The 18,987-nt window shown below is 43.8% G+C and carries 23 protein-coding genes; 3 read left to right on the top strand and 20 right to left on the bottom strand.

The features are described 5' to 3' along the window. Nucleotides 1–80 precede the first annotated feature (80 nt). The 16 genes from D1151_RS12940 to D1151_RS12870 all read right to left on the bottom strand — a co-directional run bounded on the left by D1151_RS12940 (nt 81) and on the right by D1151_RS12870 (nt 14,711). Nucleotides 81–2,159 (bottom strand): hypothetical protein, encoded by a 2,079-nt coding sequence (locus tag D1151_RS12940; RefSeq protein ID WP_161909178.1) that lies wholly within the window; start codon nt 2,157–2,159, stop codon nt 81–83. After that, on the bottom strand, nt 2,156–2,950 hold the full coding sequence (locus D1151_RS12935) for a hypothetical protein (protein ID WP_161909177.1): 795 nt from the start codon (nt 2,948–2,950) through the stop codon (nt 2,156–2,158). Before D1151_RS12935 ends, D1151_RS12940 begins: the two co-directional genes overlap by 4 nt. Next, nucleotides 2,951–3,532 (bottom strand): putative phage tail protein, encoded by a 582-nt coding sequence (locus tag D1151_RS12930; protein WP_160201820.1) that lies wholly within the window; start codon nt 3,530–3,532, stop codon nt 2,951–2,953. An 8-nt stretch (nt 3,533–3,540) separates the two neighbouring features. Further along, the gene (locus tag D1151_RS12925; protein ID WP_161909176.1) at nt 3,541–4,692 is read right to left on the bottom strand and encodes a baseplate J/gp47 family protein; all 1,152 of its coding nucleotides are present in this window, start codon (nt 4,690–4,692) and stop codon (nt 3,541–3,543) included. A 5-nt stretch (nt 4,693–4,697) separates the two neighbouring features. Then, nucleotides 4,698–5,156: a DUF2634 domain-containing protein gene (locus D1151_RS12920; RefSeq protein ID WP_161909175.1), complete on the bottom strand. Its 459-nt coding sequence runs from the start codon at nt 5,154–5,156 to the stop codon at nt 4,698–4,700. Nucleotide 5,157: 1 nt separating this feature from the next. Continuing rightward, nucleotides 5,158–5,457, bottom strand: a complete 300-nt coding sequence (locus D1151_RS12915; protein ID WP_161909174.1) for a hypothetical protein — start codon at nt 5,455–5,457, stop codon at nt 5,158–5,160. 153 nt (nt 5,458–5,610) lie between these two features. Beyond that, the gene (locus tag D1151_RS12910) at nt 5,611–6,630 is read right to left on the bottom strand and encodes a hypothetical protein (RefSeq protein WP_161909173.1); all 1,020 of its coding nucleotides are present in this window, start codon (nt 6,628–6,630) and stop codon (nt 5,611–5,613) included. 12 nt (nt 6,631–6,642) lie between these two features. Then, a complete protein-coding gene (locus D1151_RS12905) occupies nt 6,643–7,323 on the bottom strand; it encodes a LysM peptidoglycan-binding domain-containing protein (RefSeq protein WP_160201825.1) in 681 nt (226 codons plus the stop codon). Then, on the bottom strand, nt 7,320–10,304 hold the full coding sequence (locus D1151_RS12900) for a hypothetical protein (protein ID WP_161909172.1): 2,985 nt from the start codon (nt 10,302–10,304) through the stop codon (nt 7,320–7,322). Before D1151_RS12900 ends, D1151_RS12905 begins: the two co-directional genes overlap by 4 nt. 97 nt (nt 10,305–10,401) lie before the next feature. Further along, nucleotides 10,402–10,536 (bottom strand): hypothetical protein, encoded by a 135-nt coding sequence (locus D1151_RS17070; RefSeq protein ID WP_279261623.1) that lies wholly within the window; start codon nt 10,534–10,536, stop codon nt 10,402–10,404. A gap of 71 nt (nt 10,537–10,607) precedes the next feature. Then, complete coding sequence (locus tag D1151_RS12895; RefSeq protein ID WP_161909171.1) at nt 10,608–11,168, bottom strand: hypothetical protein; 561 nt, start codon at nt 11,166–11,168, stop codon at nt 10,608–10,610. Nucleotides 11,169–11,283: 115 nt separating this feature from the next. Continuing rightward, the gene (locus D1151_RS12890; RefSeq protein WP_161909170.1) at nt 11,284–11,745 is read right to left on the bottom strand and encodes a phage tail tube protein; all 462 of its coding nucleotides are present in this window, start codon (nt 11,743–11,745) and stop codon (nt 11,284–11,286) included. A 29-nt stretch (nt 11,746–11,774) separates the two neighbouring features. Further along, entirely contained in the window at nt 11,775–13,157 is a 1,383-nt protein-coding gene (locus D1151_RS12885; RefSeq protein WP_161909169.1) for a phage tail sheath subtilisin-like domain-containing protein, read from the bottom strand. Then, nucleotides 13,158–13,337, bottom strand: a complete 180-nt coding sequence (locus D1151_RS12880) for a hypothetical protein (protein ID WP_161909168.1) — start codon at nt 13,335–13,337, stop codon at nt 13,158–13,160. 3 nt (nt 13,338–13,340) lie between these two features. Next, a complete protein-coding gene (locus D1151_RS12875) occupies nt 13,341–14,222 on the bottom strand; it encodes a hypothetical protein (protein ID WP_161909167.1) in 882 nt (293 codons plus the stop codon). Nucleotides 14,223–14,306: 84 nt separating this feature from the next. Continuing rightward, nucleotides 14,307–14,711 (bottom strand): hypothetical protein, encoded by a 405-nt coding sequence (locus D1151_RS12870; protein WP_160201832.1) that lies wholly within the window; start codon nt 14,709–14,711, stop codon nt 14,307–14,309. A 248-nt stretch (nt 14,712–14,959) separates the two neighbouring features. Between D1151_RS12870 and D1151_RS12865 the strand changes: the two genes are divergently transcribed. From D1151_RS12865 to D1151_RS12855, 3 genes are all read left to right on the top strand, one after another. Continuing rightward, nucleotides 14,960–15,304 carry a helix-turn-helix domain-containing protein gene (locus D1151_RS12865; RefSeq protein WP_161909166.1) on the top strand — a complete coding sequence of 115 codons (345 nt, stop codon included), beginning with the start codon at nt 14,960–14,962 and terminating at the stop codon, nt 15,302–15,304. A gap of 106 nt (nt 15,305–15,410) precedes the next feature. Continuing rightward, nucleotides 15,411–15,896: an ImmA/IrrE family metallo-endopeptidase gene (locus tag D1151_RS12860; RefSeq protein ID WP_243151219.1), complete on the top strand. Its 486-nt coding sequence runs from the start codon at nt 15,411–15,413 to the stop codon at nt 15,894–15,896. 50 nt (nt 15,897–15,946) lie between these two features. Then, nucleotides 15,947–16,177, top strand: coding sequence for a hypothetical protein (locus tag D1151_RS12855; protein WP_161909165.1), 231 nt, complete (start codon nt 15,947–15,949; stop codon nt 16,175–16,177). A 112-nt stretch (nt 16,178–16,289) separates the two neighbouring features. Here the strand turns inward: D1151_RS12855 and D1151_RS12850 are convergent, their stop codons facing one another. The 4 genes from D1151_RS12850 to D1151_RS12835 all read right to left on the bottom strand — a co-directional run bounded on the left by D1151_RS12850 (nt 16,290) and on the right by D1151_RS12835 (nt 18,973). Beyond that, nucleotides 16,290–17,264, bottom strand: coding sequence for a glycosyl hydrolase family 18 protein (locus D1151_RS12850; RefSeq protein ID WP_161909164.1), 975 nt, complete (start codon nt 17,262–17,264; stop codon nt 16,290–16,292). A gap of 48 nt (nt 17,265–17,312) precedes the next feature. After that, nucleotides 17,313–17,813 (bottom strand): NUDIX domain-containing protein, encoded by a 501-nt coding sequence (locus D1151_RS12845; protein WP_243151218.1) that lies wholly within the window; start codon nt 17,811–17,813, stop codon nt 17,313–17,315. A gap of 272 nt (nt 17,814–18,085) precedes the next feature. After that, on the bottom strand, nt 18,086–18,346 hold the full coding sequence (locus tag D1151_RS12840) for a hypothetical protein (RefSeq protein ID WP_161909163.1): 261 nt from the start codon (nt 18,344–18,346) through the stop codon (nt 18,086–18,088). Between the two features lie 204 nt (nt 18,347–18,550). Then, nucleotides 18,551–18,973, bottom strand: coding sequence for a flavodoxin (locus D1151_RS12835; RefSeq protein WP_161909162.1), 423 nt, complete (start codon nt 18,971–18,973; stop codon nt 18,551–18,553). Nucleotides 18,974–18,987 lie beyond the last annotated feature (14 nt).

Raw genomic sequence — 18,987 nt, 5'->3', positions numbered from 1 at the left:
TGTTACTTTTTTCCATAGACTTTCTATCCCTGTCATATCAACTTTTTTGATAATGCTTGTAATTCATTTTATATCCGCCTTTAACTAGATGGTTCCCATGTTACTGAATAATACGAATATTTTCCATTATAAGCGATCCATATATTATCATTACAACATAGATAATTAAAATGTCCGCTGTCTATATTTGATTGAGTCCAATTTTTTCCGTCTAATGAATAGTATAAACCAGTATCGCAACCTGCTATCCATATACCATTTGAATTTTGAATTTCAAAACAATTTATTCCAGTTACATTTGATTGACTCCAGGTTTTTCCATCTAATGAATAGTATAAACCAGTAGAATGTCCCATAACCCAAATATCATTTTTATAATATATACTATAAAAATATCCACTGTCTATATTTGATTGAGTCCAGGTCTGTCCATCTAATGAATAATATACCCCGGTGTTAAGATCATTAGCTGTTATCCATATACCATTACAATTATAGACAGAAGAAAAATTGGCAGAAGTTATATTTGATTGAGTCCAGTTTTTTCCGTCTAATGAATAATATAAGCCCTTACCGCTTCCAGCAACCCAGATGCCATTTGCAAAATATGCCTTATGAAAATATCCACTATCTATATTTGATTTAGTCCATGACTTACCATCCAATGAATAATTAAGGCCACTATTGCTACATGCTACCCATATACCATTACAATTATAGACAGAGGAAAATTCACCAGAAGTTATATTTGATTTAGTCCATGACTTACCATCTGATGAATAATAAAGACCGCTATAACTGACAGCAGCAACATATAAATTGTTAGCGCTGTATACACAATTAACCCCGGTGGTTAAATTGCTTTTAGTCCATGTCTTACAATTATCTTCTGAATAATAAAGACCATTGTATAAACTACCGCATAACCATAATCTATTAATATAATCTATAAAATTAAAATAAGAACCAGTTATATCACTTTGATTCCATATTTTTCCATCTTTTGTATAGCATACTCCATCATGAGTTGTAATCACGCATGTACCATTAGCATTATAAAATTTAATAGATTCTCCAGTAGAAATAAAAATATTTGTAATATGCCTACAATCGTCCTCAGAATAATATAATCCGTTACCTCCAATAACCCATATACCATCAGAGTACTGTATGTTGCTAAAATTTCCACTAGATACATCGCTTTGCCAATCTCTTCCGTTAATAGAATAATAAAGGCCACTATTACTCCCAGCGACCCAAATATCGTTTTTATAACATATACTCATAAAATTTTTGTCGGTTATATTACTTTGCGTCCAAACCTTTCCATCGTCTGAATAATATAAACCATCTGAACCGCCGGCAACCCAAACATCGTCATTGTAATCTACAAAATTGAAAAATCCACTAGTAATATTGCTTCTTGTCCAAGTTTTTCCATCTGTTGAGTAATACAACCCATAATAATCAGAATATAGAATAAAAATATTATTATTACATTTTATACCTTTAACATCTCCAAATGTTATATTACTTTTTGTCCAAGCTTTTCCATCTTCTGAGTAATACAGCCCATTAGTACAAGTTATATTCCATATTGAATTATAATAATATATTTTTGAAGAATTATGGATTTCTGTATTTTTCGTCCATAATTTACCATCTGTTGAGTAATATAGCCCATTTGCACCACTTACAATCCATATATCATTATTATAATATATATCATTAAAATAGTCTTCGTCTACTCCGCTACATTGAATCCAATATTTGCCATCTAAGGAGTAATACATTGAAGCATACTGACTCCCCGCTATCCAAATATCATTTGCGTAGTATATAGTCATAAAACTATTATTGGTCACATTACTTTGTGTCCATGTCTTACCATCGGTTGAATAATAAAGGCCATGTTCAGTACTACCAATAACCCAAATTTCACCGTTATAATAGATAGAATCAAAATTAACTCCAGTAATGTTGCTTTGTATCCAAGTTTTTCCATCTTCTGAATACATAAAACCATCGCTGGACAATACCCATAAATTATTATAATTAACGAATTTGCCAATAGGTTTTATATTACTCTGCGTCCATTTAGTCCCATTAGGAAAACTGCTGCCGCTTCCCCCGCCAGTATTCTTCACACTAATACTCATTTCCTCTTCACCTCCATAATCACCGGCACATCCACTGCCGGCACATCTCCAAATGCTTTTAATACATTTGCAGATACACTACCTACAACCTTCGCACTGCCCCACGCTTCAAGCTGTTCTTCTGAGCAGCTGCTGTCCGGCTCCACTGCAAGATCATAAGAACCTGCCGGATACTCGGTCTCAAAGCTGTAGGTTTTGTCCGTCTGATCCCAGCTTTGCGCTCTCACCACACCCAGTACAACTGCAGACTTTTCGGCCTTACCTGCGACACTTTCCGCAAGCTCCGCAAAATCAGCCGCCTTCGCATACCGTCTGTCTGCGGCAAGTTCGGTCAAAACTCCCGCCTGCGGCACTTCTACGGTCACGTTTTCCGTATCCGACACCTTTATACAAAGATTCCACTGAATAGAAAATGCCGGCTGTTGTGCTTCTGTCGGAATTTCTTCACCTTCCTCCGCTAAAGTCTGACTGACCATGTAGAGAATTTCTCCAAGGTCCGGATCCTGTGCATAGATCCCCAGAGTCTGCATATGGTAAGACTCTGTAAGCCCTTTATTAGTAAGCAAAACGGGCAGAGTAATTTCGGCTGCGTCAGTATTCGTTTCCTTGTCCAGTAAAACCAGCTGCTGCTTCGGCTCCGGCTGCTGAACCAGCGAAACAAGCTGCGCTGAATCAATGCGCCCAGCGCCTGCTATCGCCTTCGTAAGCCGAAGAGGCTGCTCCTTGCTAATCAGCTTCATATCCAGCGCTTTTCCCTGCTGGGTTCTACAAAAATTTGTCCATGTTGCCATTTATTCTTCCTCCTTTACCTCATACATTTTAAATACTCCGGCTTTTGCTGCCAGATATCTTGCTGTCACCATTTCATAAAAAATCGAAGTGACTATTTCATAAATCAAATGGGCGGGTTTCAGTATATTCAGTTCCCGTCTCACTGCTGCTATGACGTCTTGCGGCACTACATCGCCAAACATCACAGTAAACTTGTTTTTTCCCGTATTTTCTTCAATGCGCACATCCACGCCGGTTAAATTTTCAACGATTTCTATTGCCTTGGCAGGCGGCATCGGCGCACGGGTTCTGCGCCTGTTCACAATCTGATTTCGCCGCTGAGAGAGACTCAGTTTTTCATCGGGCAAAATTCCGTATCGCTCTTCCCAGTAAGGCAGCGACCAGGTAGCCGTCTGGGGCATAACCTGTTCAGCAAACTCTCTCGCCCACTGTTCCAGACGAGAAAGACTCATGCCCACCTCCTCCAAAAGCCACAAAAATACATAGGCATCGCTGTATACCGGCGGAAACCAGCCGAGAATTTCCCGCGCCTTATCGCTTTTCAAAATCTCTTCAATTCTCTCACTGCTGTAATATTCCATCCTGTCACCTAGCGCCTTTCTGCAAGGGAAATACCGTCTTGCTCAATTTGCGGGAACTGATTGACTTCTACAGCAATATTGCTGCGGCCATCGTTTACAAGAAGACTTCCATAATCGTAATCCTTCACGCCCTGGGTTTCCGAAAGCAATGCCCCAATACGCGTATAGCGGATTTCCTTTTCCAAAGGCACTTCTGCCAAATATCTTCTTATCTTTTCTGCAAAAGCACTTTTAACTGCTTCCAAAGATACACCCTCCATCAGATTTACCGTCGCTGAAATATGCACCGGCAAAATCATCGGCGGCACTACAGAAAGCACAGCGCCGTTAATTGGCGCTTTACGCCTTTCCGGCTCATCAGGACTTACAATATAGTCATAGACTTTTTTGCAAAGGCTCTCCGCTGCGGGATTCCCCTGACTGTCTGTCAGCACGATCGTCACAAGCCCCGAATCATCGTCTTCCGAAGGCGGCACCACCACGGCTGTTCCCGTGCCGTCCACTTCCTCCGCCCAGCGCTTGTAATCGCTGGTATTTCCTACAAAGGAAAGACCCTGCATTTTTTCGTATTCCATAATCCTCGCTATAAAGCTTGCGTCGCTTTCCTCATCGGTTCCACCTTTTGCAGCTTCTGGATTTGTCACTGCAGAAATCCCGTCAATAGGGCTTTCCTGCAGGATAATCGTGTTTGCGCCTACATTTCCGCCTGCTCCCGGCGCTTCTGCCCTTACGGTAACTCGTCCGCAGCCGTTCTCATCCAGCGTCACAGCTTCCGCAGAAACAAAACTCACCGACGCCGCATCATTGACACTGGCTGTTGTAAAAACCGTTCCTGCAGGGATTACCGCTTCTGCTGTGCCCGTCACGGAAAGCTCCGCCTCTGCATAAGCAGCCGCCTTTCTGCTCATCCCGTTTACCTGTCCATGATAGTCCACATATTCCGGTTCTCCTTCGCAAAACTGTGGAAAGATTCTTTTCATCGCTTCTGCCAGGATAAACTGCGCAAAATACGCTTCCTGCTTTGCCGTAGGCGCAAGGAGGTTGTACGGGTGACTGCCCTCGCTCACATCAATATCCTCCGGCAAATCTGCGGTCATCTCTTCCATAATTTCTTCAAAATCTCTGTTTAGAAATTCCGGCATAGTCCATTCTTCTGCCATCTTTCTCACCTTCCTTCCAAATTCACTTCAAAATCTATGGCAGCACCATCAATGCCAACCACTTCTACTGTTACTTTTACGCTGTCACTGCCCCAGTCAAAGGTAATCTCCCCGACATAGTCAGTCCTGCCATAAGGGTCTGCTTCCAGGGCTTCCTTTGCTTCTGCCCGAAACATCGCCTCTGCCTCAGCTCTGGTATCCGCCTGCAAAATCTCTGTCAGAGAAATGCCAAAATCCGAAGAATACAAGGGACTTGCATACCGCTCCATGGATAGGCAGTTAACGCACCACTGTTTCCACGCATCCATAGGACTTGCTGCCTGCACGCAATTTTTTCCATCCCTGACAAAGTCTCCATCAAAAGCAGGTGCTCCCACATAGCCTGCCGCTTCACCTGATTCCAGCACATCTTCATCTGGTTCTATCTCTTCCAAATCCTCTGGGAATAAATATTCGTCCTCCACATTATTCACCTCCTTCCTTTGCAATTACATCAATGACAACCGGCTCGCGCCCGCACCAGCAGAGCAAAACCCGGTCGCCGGCTTTCAATTTCTCGTAGCGAAAATCCGCTGTCACTTTACCTGATACAGCTCTGCAAATGGAATACTCACCCGCAGGAATCGGTCCCGGTGACACATCAGGCAAAAGCGCTCCGCCCGACCCTATTTCTGCAAGTTCCAGCAGTGTGCTGCTGCCGGACTGCTTCACACTCCGCATTCTGCCCTGCAGAGTCTCTCCCAGCTTTTCAATATTGCTTGCCATATAACCCCTCCTTTTTATTCGAAAAACCTCTTAAAACTGCCCTTTTTTCTCAAAATGGGGCAGTTTACGCTAACACGGCAGTATCTCTATACGTTTTCACTATACACATTCTATCAGTTTTTTTAGCCCCTTTTGCACAGTGTTGCCCTGTCCTTATTTTTTCTTCATACGTCGTACATTCAGGGTCATAGTTGCCTGATCGCAGTTATGGGTAATTTCGTTGACAACACAGTCGTGATATGTACCCTTGTTGAACTCAATCCGTACCCGATCTCCTTTGCGAATCCACGGAACATCCAGCGCAGTCACCTCATACTCCCGCTGCGGCGTCGCATTTTCGTCCAGAATGTAGTTCGCTTCTTTCTTCACCTCGGAAAGCTTCGTATCCTCATCCTTATAAATGATCTTTGCTAAAGTGCCATAGGTCTTCCTGTTTTTATCAACCCGCTCCTCTATCTTGCGCTTTCCGTTTTCATCGCTTTTTCCGGCAATTATTACGCTTGTTACCATGCCATCCATGGTGACAGACCTGTTATAGCTTTGCATAATACTCTGCGACCCGCGGGAAATGCAGTACGCCTTCTCATTGCTTCCCTGCTTGTCGATATAAATCTTTCCTTTTTTGCTTTTAACCACATACTTTACGCCCTTCTTTTTCTGCACCTCATCGAGAAGTTCAGAAGTCAGCACGTCAGCAAGGGTTCCGGACAGCGGCAGTTTGGGATGGGTGATACTGCTGTAGTTATAGGTCAGCTTCACGCCCCGCCTTTCCATCAGGGTCTTTACAATCTCCTTGGTGGATTTTCCCTTGGAAAAGTAAGTCAAAATCTGGGAGTTCATAAAGTAAATCATATTGTCGTAGCAGGTCAGGGTCAGCTGGGTTCCATTTCCCAGGCTATAATCGGTGTCCCACACGTAGCCACGAAAGACCTCCTCTCGCTTCGTTTTTCCACCGCCTTTTGCGTAAATAAAAACACGGCTTCTCACAGGAAAAAGGTTACTGGGATATCCGTGTTTGCTAATATATCTATTAAACATTCTGATTGTCGCCCGCTGCGCCAGCTGGCTTTTGGACTCGGTCAGCGTCAGTCCTGTTATAATTCCTGCTGTATCAAAGGTCTTGCCATCCGGCGATTTAACCACGACCTTATATGTCGGTATCTCATAATTCATTTTGCTCCCTCCTTATTTCTTCGGTAATTTCAGTACCAGCCCCGGCCAGATACGGTCGCCGTGGTTTGAGGAACTGAACTTATGCTTTTTCGCCGCATCCTCTATTGCCTTTTCATTGAGATTATAAATCTCTTTGTATCTGTTTCCATTTCCTAATTTTGCTTCTGCAATACCCCAGAGGGTGTCTCCGCTTTTTACGGTATACTTCGTAAAGCTTTTCGACGGGCGAGTCTTGCCGCTCTTGCTCTTTTTTGCCTTAGGTTTTACGGTAACAGAAACTGGCTTGTAGGCAATCCATTCGACGGAATACTCAAGGTCGCCCAGTCCGCCCGCATAGGAAGACGAGTACTGACTGACATAGCACTGGAATTTTGAAATATTGGTTCCTTCTATGGTCAGGCTAATTCTCTTGCCTTTATCACGCCATCTACGCAAAAGCTCGTCACATTCCATCGGATCGCGCCACGGCCCTGCCAGCATAGACAGATCCTTTCTGCTTTCCCCCGGAAAACGTCCTTCCCACGAGATACGCCGCAGACCTTTGCCGCCGGGTCTTACGATTTCACCTCTGTCCAAAAGATTATAGCTGGCAAAACTTATATCGCCGCCGCTGTCTTTGATTTCCAGCGGCAGCCAGTCAAAGTCCAGTTCTTTCTTGCTGTTATTTACTTCTCTTGCAACAATTCTCATCATAATCCTGCACCTCCTGCTGCCGGCGTATTAGCAAACTGTCCCTTAAAGGCTGCATTAAATACGCCTGCGATTTCTTCACTGATTGCTTCTTTGTTCTCTCTGATAGTTTCGACCAGGGACTGTCCATCCTTTGCCTCCACTTTAATTTCCACACCGCCGACTTCGATTGCGACCGGTGCGCCGCTGCCTCCTGCACCGCCGCTGAGACTGCCAATGCTGCCTACGATACCTCCCGCTGCAAAGCCTTTCGGAGAAAAGCCTGGTGCCTGCAGATATCCACCAACCTGGTTGAACAGCTCCAGTGCCCGCTTTCTTCTATGTCTGCCCAACGGAATAATCGCCTCCGGCGTGCCTTCTTCTGCTACAGTAATCAGCTGGGCACCGCCGTGAACGTAGCCGCCGTCTGCGAAGGCTGGGGCGATAATGCCGCCGCGGTATTTATGGTTAACTAATTTTCCTCTATTTCCTGATGGTTGTGGTAGTGATGGTGCTTCTCCAACAATTTTATTGCCTTTAATATATACATCTACTGGTGCTTGTATAAATTTAGGAATTCCAAAATCCTCCGGTGTAATATTTATCTGTCCATCAATTACTTTTTCACCATCTACCTGTAATTGTGTCGCAACTGTCGCAGTTCCACCACCCTCCTGGGAACTTTCTGTTTGTGGTGTTTGTGCAGCGCCTACCAGATAATCATAGTTATCCGTCTGGAATTTTCTATTAGCATTATCACTTAACCAATTCATCGCTTTGTCATCTGCGACATATGCGTAAAAGTCCATTTGTTTTAAATATTCTTGCATTTCTTGTGGCACAGCAACTCCAGCAGCTTCAAATTGTTTGGCTAACTCTAATATTTTTTGTGTAGTGCCAGCCATACTGTCAACATATTCTCCTACAGCCGCTCTTGTTTCTTCATCCGCACGCAATGCATTGCCTTGGTCTCTAAACTTCTTAAAACTTTCATAAGGATTCTCTTTCATCTGTGCACTTATTTCAGTTATCGATGATTCTCCGAAATACCCGAGTTCACCTTTAAAACGATTTTTGAACTCCTCATTTGTAGTCTTAGCAACATCCATATAAAGATTTGTCTTTTCCGCATATAGACCTTCTTCTCCATTTCCGTTTTTACCCCACAGTGCTATCTTTCTTTCCTCAGCGTTGAACTGCGATCCAACGCTGTTATAAGCATCCTCCAGAACCGCTGCTTTTTCGTCCGCACTGCTAATTCCACCAGATATAATGTTCTGAAAAGAAGCCCAATCCATATCCTTCAAGCTGCTTACTGCCATATTCTCAAAAGGATTTATCTTTTTTTCGGTCTGATCTTCATTCTTATCAGAGGTACTCGTCCCATTCTCAAGCGCTTCTATATCCTGTATTATTTTATCAAGCCCACTTTGTTCAGCTTTGTCAATATACCCATCTTCCAGTGCTTTAGCAGTCTTTTCCTTTAACTTCGAAACTAATTTTTGTGCTTCATCAATTTTCTCTGTATATTTCTCATTTATACTATCGATTAGTATTTCACCAGATTCTCCTTCCCCTGCTACAGCTTTAACCGCTTCAATATCTGCATACTGTTTATCCTTTAAATATGCAATTTGTTCCTCTCCGAAATTGTCAGCAGAAAACTTTAAATTATTTTGTTCAACTGAATCTAGCTTTTCCGATGACGAAAGCCACAGAGTTTTTTTAAATCCAGCGTTATTTTGCTGTAATGTATTAAAGGCCGTTTCAACCTCTGATATCGCAGCACTTGCATTATTAATTCTTGCAGTTTGTGCTGGGTCAAATAATCCTTTAACCACTTCCGATAGTTCTTTTGCGGAAAGTGTAATCTTCCCAAACTTTTCATCTAATTTAGATTTTGCCAGTTCTGCCTGCTTCTGTCGATATTCCTCTAAACGTTCTGCTGCCTCTGGGGATATGGCAGCATTTTTCATTGCACCTAGTTTTCCTCCCCCGGCCCATTTTGCTATCGGATCACTAAGATATTTTCCTGCAAGATAACCAACTCCAGCCCCCACTGCGGTTCCAAGAGGGCCAAACGCAGAACCAATTGCGGCACCTGTTCCTACGGCACCTATTTTCGCAGCACCTTTAGACATTTCATATGTTCTTGCATAGCTATTATCTGCTAAAATTCCATTCCCAATATGATCTATTCCCTCTGCTATCCCAGCAGCTCCCAGCGCTAAACCAAATGTTTGAGCCGCACTAGTCACAAGTGCTGGAGCGCCCACCTCAAGGCTTTGTACCATCGGCACCTCTGATGTAAGCATAGGAACACCACTTGTTGTATTTACCCCTCCTGAAAACTTCATTTTAACTTTGTTTAAAACGCCTTTTAATCGTCCTGCTGGAGATGCAGGATCCGCCGTTTCAAAGCGGGTCTTCAAGTTTTTATATTTCTCCACTGTGGACTTATATTTTGAGGCTGTATCCGTTAAGTCCTTCCACTCCTCTTTCATACTATCAAGCGTCCATTTTTTTGTAGCTGAAGATAATCCATCTTGTGTCTTTATTGGATTACTAAACTTTATTCCACCAGAACTGCTAAATCCTTTTTCAGACTGCTGGACTCCGATTACAAACGGTTGGTTCAGTTCACGCCTTATTTTTCCAATTTCCTGCAACACTCCTGCAGAATTTATTCCTATCTTAATTTGATAGTTACGATTGGCAAGATTATATAAACGAGACTGTATTTGTCGCACCTTTAGAGATGTTTTGTCACTTAGCTCCATAGAAGCCACCCATTTCTTTTCCAAACGATTTAATTTAGACTCAGAATCCTTTACGCTCTCCAAAAACTTTGTATTGTCTAATGTTACTTTAGGTCTTACATTCATCTTTCCAAATGTTTTTACTGTATCTTTGATCCCAGTAATCTGTTTTGAGAGTTCCCCTAGTTGTTTTGTTGTTTTGTTTGTAACTTTATCATCAATCGCAATTATAACTTTATCTGCCATATTCTCTCCTTTCTTGCATTATAATGTATTCGTCCCCATTATCTCTTTAAACCAAAAGACGGCAACCCCTTCTGTGTATGCCGTCCTTTTATCATCTCTATTCCACTTCTTTTTTCCCAAAGCTGCTGACTTTGACAGGTACGAAGCCCTCTTCCACCGCCAGCAAATCCGACGCCATCATGAAAGTGCGCTCGCCGGGGAGTACCAGATCCTGGCAGGTTCGAAGTCCCATCAGAATGCCGGGTTCTTTGTTATGATTCTGATAAGCGAAGTGAAGCCACTGCGCCAGTCCGCTTACCTTAATTAGTTTTTTGCGTAGTTCTCACTGCCGATTTCTTCCTCATCCTCATCGTCAGTCATTCTGCTGATATCAAAGATCAGATCAATGAGCTGGGATTTTTCACCAGCAATCAAAAGAGAATTGATGGACTCCACCGGTTTCAAATGACCTAATTTTTTCATCATTGCGGCATTGCCCCAAATTTTATCTCTGTCAGCCTCTGTCGTTGCTAAATATATAATCCATGAGTTAAATAGGTTGCTATCCAACTCACCCCTAACTCTCGGCAGCTTTTTACCCTGTGGATTCTCATAATATTTGGAGGCTTTCTTTCTAGCAAAGGAAATATCTTCCTCAGATACCGGGTGAACATGCACAGTGAAGTACAGTTTTCCCTTTCTTCTGATTTCCACCTCTTTCACCATCTCAGGCGCCTGCTGATACTCCGCTGCTGCAAGAAGTGAGCTCACCAAATCGTATTCATCTTCTTTTTCAATTTTCTCCGCAACTTTTGCGGGAATATCCGGATCGGTTACCGGTGTAATATATGTGCTTCTCATCGTTTCCTGTGTGTTGTTTTCCATGTTTTAATCTCCTCCTGTTAGCTTCTGCGTAGTGAAATTTCTATCGTCCCCTACGGTTTTCTTTAATCGGAAGCTGCCGCTGGCGGCAGCTTCCATAAACTTTAGCCTGAATTTTTTATAAGTCTTTTAACCAATCCTGAAAATCCGGTGCGCCATTAACTCTGAAAGACTGATTTCTCTTGATGATTTCGCCCGGTGTCAGGGTCATCAGGTCAAATTCTCCATCTGGAATACATTCCTCAAGCACCAGATGTGCCTTTGTATCGTCAGGTCTTTTCACCTTCGCTCTGAACGTAAAGCTAATATTCTTTCCGGCCTTCGCTGCGTCCATCAGCGGTTTCATAATGATATCATCTCTAACAACCGCTTCCGTAAAGGTCAGCGTATAGGATACGTCTGCCGGTACGCCGAATTTCTGATAAGAACCAACCGGCTGGTAATCCAGATTGGTATAGTTTGCTTTGACAGAATAAGTGTCGATTTCAAAAAGCTCTACAGGATCATCTCCAACTGAAATAAACAAGCTTCCATCCTTTCCTGTCATAAGATTTTTTACAAGTGTTTTCTGATCTAACATATTTTTTCCCCTTTCGTCATTCTAAAATTTTAAGCATTGGTCTGTGTATTACTGAATCTGTAGTGCAGGTAAATCTTTTCCAGTGTATCGATATCGTCAACCTCTACGATGAACCAAGCGCTATCGCTGGTCTGCGGATTTTCTGTATCCAGCGTAAAGATGCCTCCCTGCATAATCTTCTTTTCTCTTGCCATGTCGTTCAGCACTCGGATACCGGTCTGAATTACATCGGCAATGCCGTCGCTGTCGCAGTTCACTTTTCCGATTTTCTTTTCCATAGCAACGTGCAGTCTGCGCATTAATTCATTTCTTACCTTGGTACGCTTCAGCTTTTTCCAACCTGCGTCCTGATTTTCATCCAGATTTACCAGTGTAGTAACGCCGGAGTCAAACCAGACCTGACCATCCGCACTCCTGGAAAGCAGTACTAAACCGTTCTTTATTGCTTCCTCGTACTGAGTGCCTGTGAATCTTTCTGTCACATCACCAGCACCTTTCAGCGCTTTATGTACGATACTCTGGTTTGCAGGTGTTGCAGCTACTGCGCCAGCCAGATGGGCAACTGCACAGTTCATCTTTGCTGCAATTCCGGTCAGTTCCGTATAAGTATTACCGATCATGGCAATCTGACCGTTGTTCTTTTCTGCTGCCGCTGCCATTCTGTCTGTCAGTGGCTTTGTGCAGTCTGTACCCATTACGGCAATAGGAAACTTGCCGGTTTCCACAACTTCTTCGATGTAAGCTGCCAGCACATTCTGGATGCTGTCAGAAATGGTATCGCAGCAGATGACATTATAGTAGTACGGTTCCAGCGCATAGAAGCCATCCAGATAATCGTCTGCGACAGCCTTTGGATCCTCACCACCGCTGAGCACTGTTTCAAATTCTTCCACAGTGCCGGTTTTGCCCTCTTCTGCTGTGACATATGCACTTGCTTGCAACACGCTTGCCAATTCTGCCGCTTCATTTTCACCGCCGGCTGCAAAGGTATAGACTTCCTTTACCTTGTCGTCTGCAATAACCAGACACTGTTTCTGCTTTCCGCCCGGCAGCGCCAGAACTTTTACTTTAATCGGGCGACTGCCTTCATATTTTGCGGTAATCACCACATTGTCACCCTGAGTCAGACTGGCCTTTGCACCGCCTGTACCTGCTCTGTACACATATACTGTGCTTGCGCCTTCAGCAAACATAATTGCCGCCATTTCTACGCCATCGCAGGTTCCATAGGCTTCTGCTAGGTCTTTTGCATTGTAAAATGCTTTTACCTCGCCCAGCGGTCCCCACGGCGCTTCCATCACCAGTGCATTGATGCCGTCTGTTGCACCAACTGTTTCTTCTCCTCGAACGTCATAACGATAATATACGTCCGGTCTTACTTTCATTTCTCCTTCTTTAAAAATCTGAGCCATTTACTTTACCTCCTTTTGTTTAAACATTTTAATTACTTTTCTGGCTTCTTCCTCTGTATACGTTTCTCGACCATCTGTTAAAAGAGCCGCTTTTACCAGCACGCTTCTGCTGCCAAACACACCGGCAGCATCTGCCAGCTGGTCTACAGTGTACACAGATTTGTTTTTCTTCTCTTTCATTCTCTACTCCCTTTCTTTCATTGCTACTGATACATGCTGCAACTTTTCGCAGGCAGGTTTGTCTGCTGTAATCGGATATATTGCTTCCACCGTCAGCTGCCCGGTTTGCGCCGGACTTTGGGTCAGATCAAGCCCCTGACTTTCTCCGATTAGAACAAAGCTCCCGTTTCCTTCGATACGGCTCTCGCGCAGCAGCGCATGTTCGAGAAAAATCGCTATAGCATCAGCTCTTGCGCTGTTTCCCGGCACGATAATATGACCGCATATAATTCCGCTTCGCCATAATGTGCCGCTGCCGCCTTTGAAAGTCTCGCATTTTCCGGTTTTGTAAAGTCGCCAGTAAATCGCCGGTTTTTCTTCCGATGGCTTAAAGGCGCGCTGCAATGTCACATCATTTCTGCCGAGCAGATAACATGGCGTGCCCAGGATTTCCGGCAAATGTTCTTTGCTCCATTCAGAAAGCAGTGCTGCGGGATTTTCTGCGAAAAGTGTCTGGTCTTGGTATTCTGTAACTTGAAAGGTTACGATGGTCTTTCCCTCTATAGACTCCATGGACATCCACTGCGCCGATATGACTTTTTTCGCTTCTGCGAAAAACCAGCCGTCAAGACTTTCGCGCACTGCATCTATCAGCGCATATTCCGGCTGACTGTTTTTCTCAGACAAAACCTCTACAGTCAGCCTGCTTTTTGCCTGACGCTGCGGGTCGTCCTGCATTGCCAGATGCAAAATCAGCTGGCTGAAGTGTCTTTCCTCATCCCAAGCCGGGTCCAGCTCTGACGGCGTAGTGTTTAAAAAGACTGCCGGCAGTCCGTTATAGCTGGCAAGGTAGGATTTCAGTTTTGCCTGTTCCTGCAAATGCTGCAGTATATACTCTTCAATCATGGTTACCTCCTTTCTGGTGAAATTCATTTTTTCACTGTACACATCTTAGCACGATTTTGGGTCCCTGATGCACACACCTGTTTTTCAAACCAAATCAAGTTCTTCTGCCACCAGTTTGATAAAATCGCCCTGCCATTTTCCCGCTGCATTGCGGTGACACGGGACTTTCATGGCGGCGCCTTCAATGGTGTGAGACTGTCTAAAATACACCAGATCGATGATTTTCAGCCTGTCCTTCGCTGTTTCCGGATGTGTCAGCCGCGTTTTTAAAATTGCATTGGTAACAGCGTCATACTTTCGCTGCTTCTTCGGCGGTAAATCGTGAATAACACAGGTCTGTGTCGGATCGCTGATTTTCCCGCCGCTTCTTGCGTCAAAAGAAATACTGAGCCTTTGCTCCAGCGGCTTTGCCATTTCCTTTTCCAGCTGCGGATACTCCTTAATGATAGATTTTACGTAGTACCAATATGGTTCTTTCGGCTTTGTCATTTCTCTAACCTCCCTTTTCATTTGGCTTCACTCACATTCTCATTTCTTGCATTTTGCGTAAGTTTTTGCAGAAAAAAATATGGTTTTCATACCGAACTTGCGTTTTACGTAAGTTTCATCGTGTCATTACACTAACACAAGAACATACGTTTGTCAATAGGCTTTTCGAAAATTTTTTACGTAAAATGCAAGTTTTTACGGTTGCAAGGGGCGAACATATGTGCTAAAATTTTCCTAGGAGGTATCTCATGAGTCTTTTTACTACCTTAAAAGAACTCCGCAGAGCCCGCGGATTCACTTTGCTTGATATTGCAAAGAAAATGGATGTGTCCGAGGCTACGGTTCAACGCTGGGAATCCGGCAACATTAAGAATATGAAGTACGATAATATTGTCAAACTGGCAGAACTTCTGGATGTAACGCCCGCTGTACTGATGGGCTGGCAGACAGAGCCGGCACAGAATACGCAGCATCAGACAGAAGAAGTGCACACCATTGCTGCCCATCATGATGGGACGGAATGGACCGAAGAAGAACTAGACGAAATCGAAGCATTCAAGAAATATATACTATCGAAACGCAAGAAGAAATAACCTTGATTTGCATTTTAGCAGCATGTATGTTTGCAGTGGAGCAATCCTTTGCATATAGGTAAACTCGCCTGCTTTTCTGCAAAGAAGGGATCGCGAGGTGATAACTTTGAGTAAAAATCTTATGAGCAAATACGAAGATTTAATTGGTGAATACGAAGATATGCTGGATATTGAGGAACATTCCATGTGCCACGAAGGACTCTATGGTGACGATACGATTTGGATTAACAAGGAACTTCCAGAACAGCGAAAAGCTTGTATTTTAGCGGAAGAATTAGGACATTATGAAACTTCTGTCGGCAACATACTGGATTTGAACGATTTAAACAACGCCAAGCAGGAGCGTGCTGCCAGACTCTGGGCATACAACAAGTTGATTCCACTAGAACATATTAAAGAAGCCTGCAGAAACGGCTGCACCGACATTTACGAAATAGCAGAATATCTGGATATTGATGAGGCTTTTCTCAGAGAGTCTATCATCTGTTACGAATCTAAGTATGGTGATATTTGGCAAGAGGAGAAACAGCAGGCACTTGCAGATGCTCTTTTGAACTACACTCGCAATGCTGACATCGATACACTGGAATAGTTTCAAGGAATTGTATTGCCTGATAATATTAGGAGATGAATTTAGAATATATGGACGAATTTGTACGCGTATTACTTTTGAACCTTCCCGTGGAAATTGACGGACGCACAGTCATTTGCGCTGATGACACCTATATCATCATGATCAATGCCAGGTTTAGTCATGAACGTCAATGTCAGATTTATGACCGTGAGATTGGTTATATTGATAACCACCAGCTACATATGATGATTCCAGCCTCGGCTTTGGAAGGACTTACAGACTTTGCGCAAGTGATTTAAAAAGTGATGCAGGAATTTCTAAGAAACTCTTGTATCACTTTTATTTTTTGCGAGTATATTTGTCAAGAAAAGCAAAAAAACGCCCGCAGGCGTTTTACAAAATTTTCGATTTTTACAGCTTCCGCACCTGATACATCTCATTGAGTACTTCAGAATTTGCCGGAAAGTAGTCCATAATGTTCCAATACCCCACTCCCGCCAAATCATACTCTTCAACCAGCGCCAGCTTTGCACGAATGCTGCGAATGTCTTCAAACCAGACTACGTGCTTATTTCCAGCCGAATCAAAATAGGTGAAATACGGCGCCTGCGAAAGTTGGTCATAAATTACTTCCGCGCCATAATATTGCGCCCGCCAGAAAGCCCCTCCGCTGGACATTTTTTCTGCCCGGGTTTCTCCTTTGACAAAGGGGAGTTTCCAATCATAACCGTAATTAGGCATGCCCATCAGAATTTTTTCCCTTGGAATTTCACTGACCGCGTAGTCCAGCACTTTCCGCACCTGATTGATTGGCGAAACCGCCATAGGCGGTCCGTATGTGTAGCCCCACTCATAGGTCATAATCAGCGCATAATCCACAATTTCCCCAATCTGCCTGTAATCATGCCCCTGATAAATGCTTCCCTGCTGCGCATCGGAAGTCTTAGGTGCCAAAGCCGCCGTTACATAGTAGCCCTGCGGTCCCAGCAATTCTTTCGTCTGTCGAATCAATTCTACATAGTCCTGCCTATTTTCCACTGGTACAAACTCAAAGTCAAAATCTATCCCTGCGAGTCCTTTTCTTTGAATCGTCTGCAAGATGTTGTTTACCAAATTTGTGCGTGCCTGCGGATTCGAAAGTAAAATGCCTGCGGTTACATCATTAAAAGTTCCCGACTCGTCCAAGGGTGTCAGCACCATCATCGGTTTTACCCCTGCAGTGTATGCTGCCTGAATCAGATTCTCGTCGTTCAAATCTACAACACCGCCCTCTGCAGTGATTCCATAGCTGAAATTTCCCAGAAATGTCAGATCCGGCAGCCAGGAAGAAAGTACCCATGGCTCAATAGACGGATAAGCATAGCCGCTCACAACAATTATTTTCATTTATAAGCCCCCATTCTCATATTACAGAATACGGAGCCGGGCATCTTTTTAGAACTCCTGCAGCACAGCAAATTCCATTCCCGCTTCACCAGTCACGCCGCAATAAATTTCCTCAGTAAAGCGTCCAACCCCAAAATAGTGCGTCAGCATTTGTTTTGCCGTTACGGGCATTTCCAACTCTAAAACGTCCTTTATAGGAATCCAACGCAGTATGCCCTCGTCTGTACATTCATTTACAGCCGCGCCTTCCCTTAGCTTTGCAAAGAAATAGTAATTCTGTCTGATTTCTCCATTTTTTAGCCGCAAAGTTACATATCGCATTTCTACAGAAGTAATATCGCTTTCGCAAAGCCCTGCTTCTTCTTGTAATTCCCGCAGCATACAGGCTCTTGGCTTATTCAGTTCCTGCGGCTCAAAATGTCCTCCAATACCGCACCAAGAAGGCGCAACCACCTTTGAGCCAATCCTGTAGAGCATAAGCATGCTCCCATCCTTTTCTATATAAATCGCAGTCATATTTCGCAGCGCAGCTTCCTTCATACTTTTCATTGACAATTCCTCCTTAGCCTTCATTTTACTCCGAATTTTTCTTCTGAGCAATCCTTTCCTAAAATATGGACGCGCTGATTGACATTTCTGAGGCGCTTAACGCATCTATCGATTGGTTGCTCCTCAACGAAAAAGGTGATCAGACGGTCCCTTTGCAGAAAAGTGATGTTGAACTGAAAACGGTCCAGGTCAAATCCCGGGATGAAATTCAATCTGATTTAATGATTGGTATGCGGTAGTTCGTGCTGCAGAGAATCCGGCGCGCCATAGTCTCAAGATTTTTTTGGATATCCGGCGTTCACCCCATGAAAAACGCCATCTTCTAAGCGTTTTTTTGTATACATGGCGTCAGCCATCCGCCAAACGCCATATTGGGATTCATTTTCTAAAAAACTGGCGCGCGCCTGCCGCCTGGTACTTACTTTTTTGATATTTTGTTGTAGGGTGCTAAATTTTTTCCGACTATCTGTCTGCATTCTGTTCTGCCGCCGCCATTTTTTCTTAAAAAGCTTTTGTATCTGGCACTTTCTCATAGGTCCGCGCCATGTATACAGAAATCAAGCTCAAAATTGGCGCGGGCAAATCACCGGCATATCTTATTTTTCGGTCTGCTAAGCTTACTCCCATACCCAAACCTGCCTGACTGACTGCTTCAAGCCAGCTCGCTGACCTAAAGCCGAAAAAAAGCTGTCTCGTTTTATTTGAGACAGCCCCGTCATATATATCAGCAGAAATAACTAAGCCAAACTTTTGCCAAGAGCTCTGCAATCAGCCTCCGCATCTGCATCTGGCGCTTCATTGCAAATTACACAAGGGCACGCAATGACAGCTTCATCTTCAATACAGCGATCTTCCCAGCTGCGCATCCATTCTCCATCGCCCCATCCGTATGAGCCAAACAGTGCAATCTTCTTTCCTGCAAGCTTCTTCTCGCACCGTTCAAACATCGGTAAAAATTCGCTGTCTTCCAGTTCCTCTGCTCCCATAGACGGGCAGCCGAAGGCGACAGCCTCATACTGATCCATCAAATCTGCAGAAAACTTTGATGCACCATAAAGCGTTGCATCTGCGCCAGCTTCTACTGCTCCGGCAACAACCTGCTCTGCCATCTTTTCAGTATTTCCTGTTCCACTCCAATATACGACTGCAATCTTACTCATGTTTTATACCTCTT

Source organism: Emergencia sp. 1XD21-10, from assembly GCF_009936045.1.
GTDB classification, from domain to species: Bacteria; Bacillota; Clostridia; order Peptostreptococcales; family Anaerovoracaceae; genus Senimuribacter; species Senimuribacter intestinalis.
The sequence above is the reverse complement of the archived record's forward strand: the minus strand, read 5'-3'. Positions and strand labels throughout refer to the sequence as shown.

Coding starts and splice junctions, on each gene's coding strand:
- D1151_RS12915 (WP_161909174.1), bottom strand. CDS start 5,457: ATGGCAAGCAATATTGAAAAGCTGGGAGAGACTCTGCAGGGCAGAATG.
- D1151_RS12900 (WP_161909172.1), bottom strand. CDS start 10,304: ATGGCAGATAAAGTTATAATTGCGATTGATGATAAAGTTACAAACAAA.
- D1151_RS12875 (WP_161909167.1), bottom strand. CDS start 14,222: ATGATTGAAGAGTATATACTGCAGCATTTGCAGGAACAGGCAAAACTG.
- D1151_RS12885 (WP_161909169.1), bottom strand. CDS start 13,157: ATGGCTCAGATTTTTAAAGAAGGAGAAATGAAAGTAAGACCGGACGTA.
- D1151_RS12940 (WP_161909178.1), bottom strand. CDS start 2,159: ATGAGTATTAGTGTGAAGAATACTGGCGGGGGAAGCGGCAGCAGTTTT.
- D1151_RS12870 (WP_160201832.1), bottom strand. CDS start 14,711: ATGACAAAGCCGAAAGAACCATATTGGTACTACGTAAAATCTATCATT.
- D1151_RS12840 (WP_161909163.1), bottom strand. CDS start 18,346: ATGAGAAAGTGCCAGATACAAAAGCTTTTTAAGAAAAAATGGCGGCGG.
- D1151_RS12930 (WP_160201820.1), bottom strand. CDS start 3,532: ATGGAATATTACAGCAGTGAGAGAATTGAAGAGATTTTGAAAAGCGAT.
- D1151_RS12905 (WP_160201825.1), bottom strand. CDS start 7,323: ATGATGAGAATTGTTGCAAGAGAAGTAAATAACAGCAAGAAAGAACTG.
- D1151_RS12890 (WP_161909170.1), bottom strand. CDS start 11,745: ATGTTAGATCAGAAAACACTTGTAAAAAATCTTATGACAGGAAAGGAT.
- D1151_RS12865 (WP_161909166.1), top strand. CDS start 14,960: ATGAGTCTTTTTACTACCTTAAAAGAACTCCGCAGAGCCCGCGGATTC.
- D1151_RS12850 (WP_161909164.1), bottom strand. CDS start 17,264: ATGAAAATAATTGTTGTGAGCGGCTATGCTTATCCGTCTATTGAGCCA.
- D1151_RS12935 (WP_161909177.1), bottom strand. CDS start 2,950: ATGGCAACATGGACAAATTTTTGTAGAACCCAGCAGGGAAAAGCGCTG.
- D1151_RS12855 (WP_161909165.1), top strand. CDS start 15,947: ATGGACGAATTTGTACGCGTATTACTTTTGAACCTTCCCGTGGAAATT.
- D1151_RS17070 (WP_279261623.1), bottom strand. CDS start 10,536: ATGGGACTTCGAACCTGCCAGGATCTGGTACTCCCCGGCGAGCGCACT.
- D1151_RS12880 (WP_161909168.1), bottom strand. CDS start 13,337: ATGAAAGAGAAGAAAAACAAATCTGTGTACACTGTAGACCAGCTGGCA.
- D1151_RS12845 (WP_243151218.1), bottom strand. CDS start 17,813: ATGAAAAGTATGAAGGAAGCTGCGCTGCGAAATATGACTGCGATTTAT.
- D1151_RS12925 (WP_161909176.1), bottom strand. CDS start 4,692: ATGGCAGAAGAATGGACTATGCCGGAATTTCTAAACAGAGATTTTGAA.
- D1151_RS12910 (WP_161909173.1), bottom strand. CDS start 6,630: ATGAATTATGAGATACCGACATATAAGGTCGTGGTTAAATCGCCGGAT.
- D1151_RS12895 (WP_161909171.1), bottom strand. CDS start 11,168: ATGGAAAACAACACACAGGAAACGATGAGAAGCACATATATTACACCG.
- D1151_RS12835 (WP_161909162.1), bottom strand. CDS start 18,973: ATGAGTAAGATTGCAGTCGTATATTGGAGTGGAACAGGAAATACTGAA.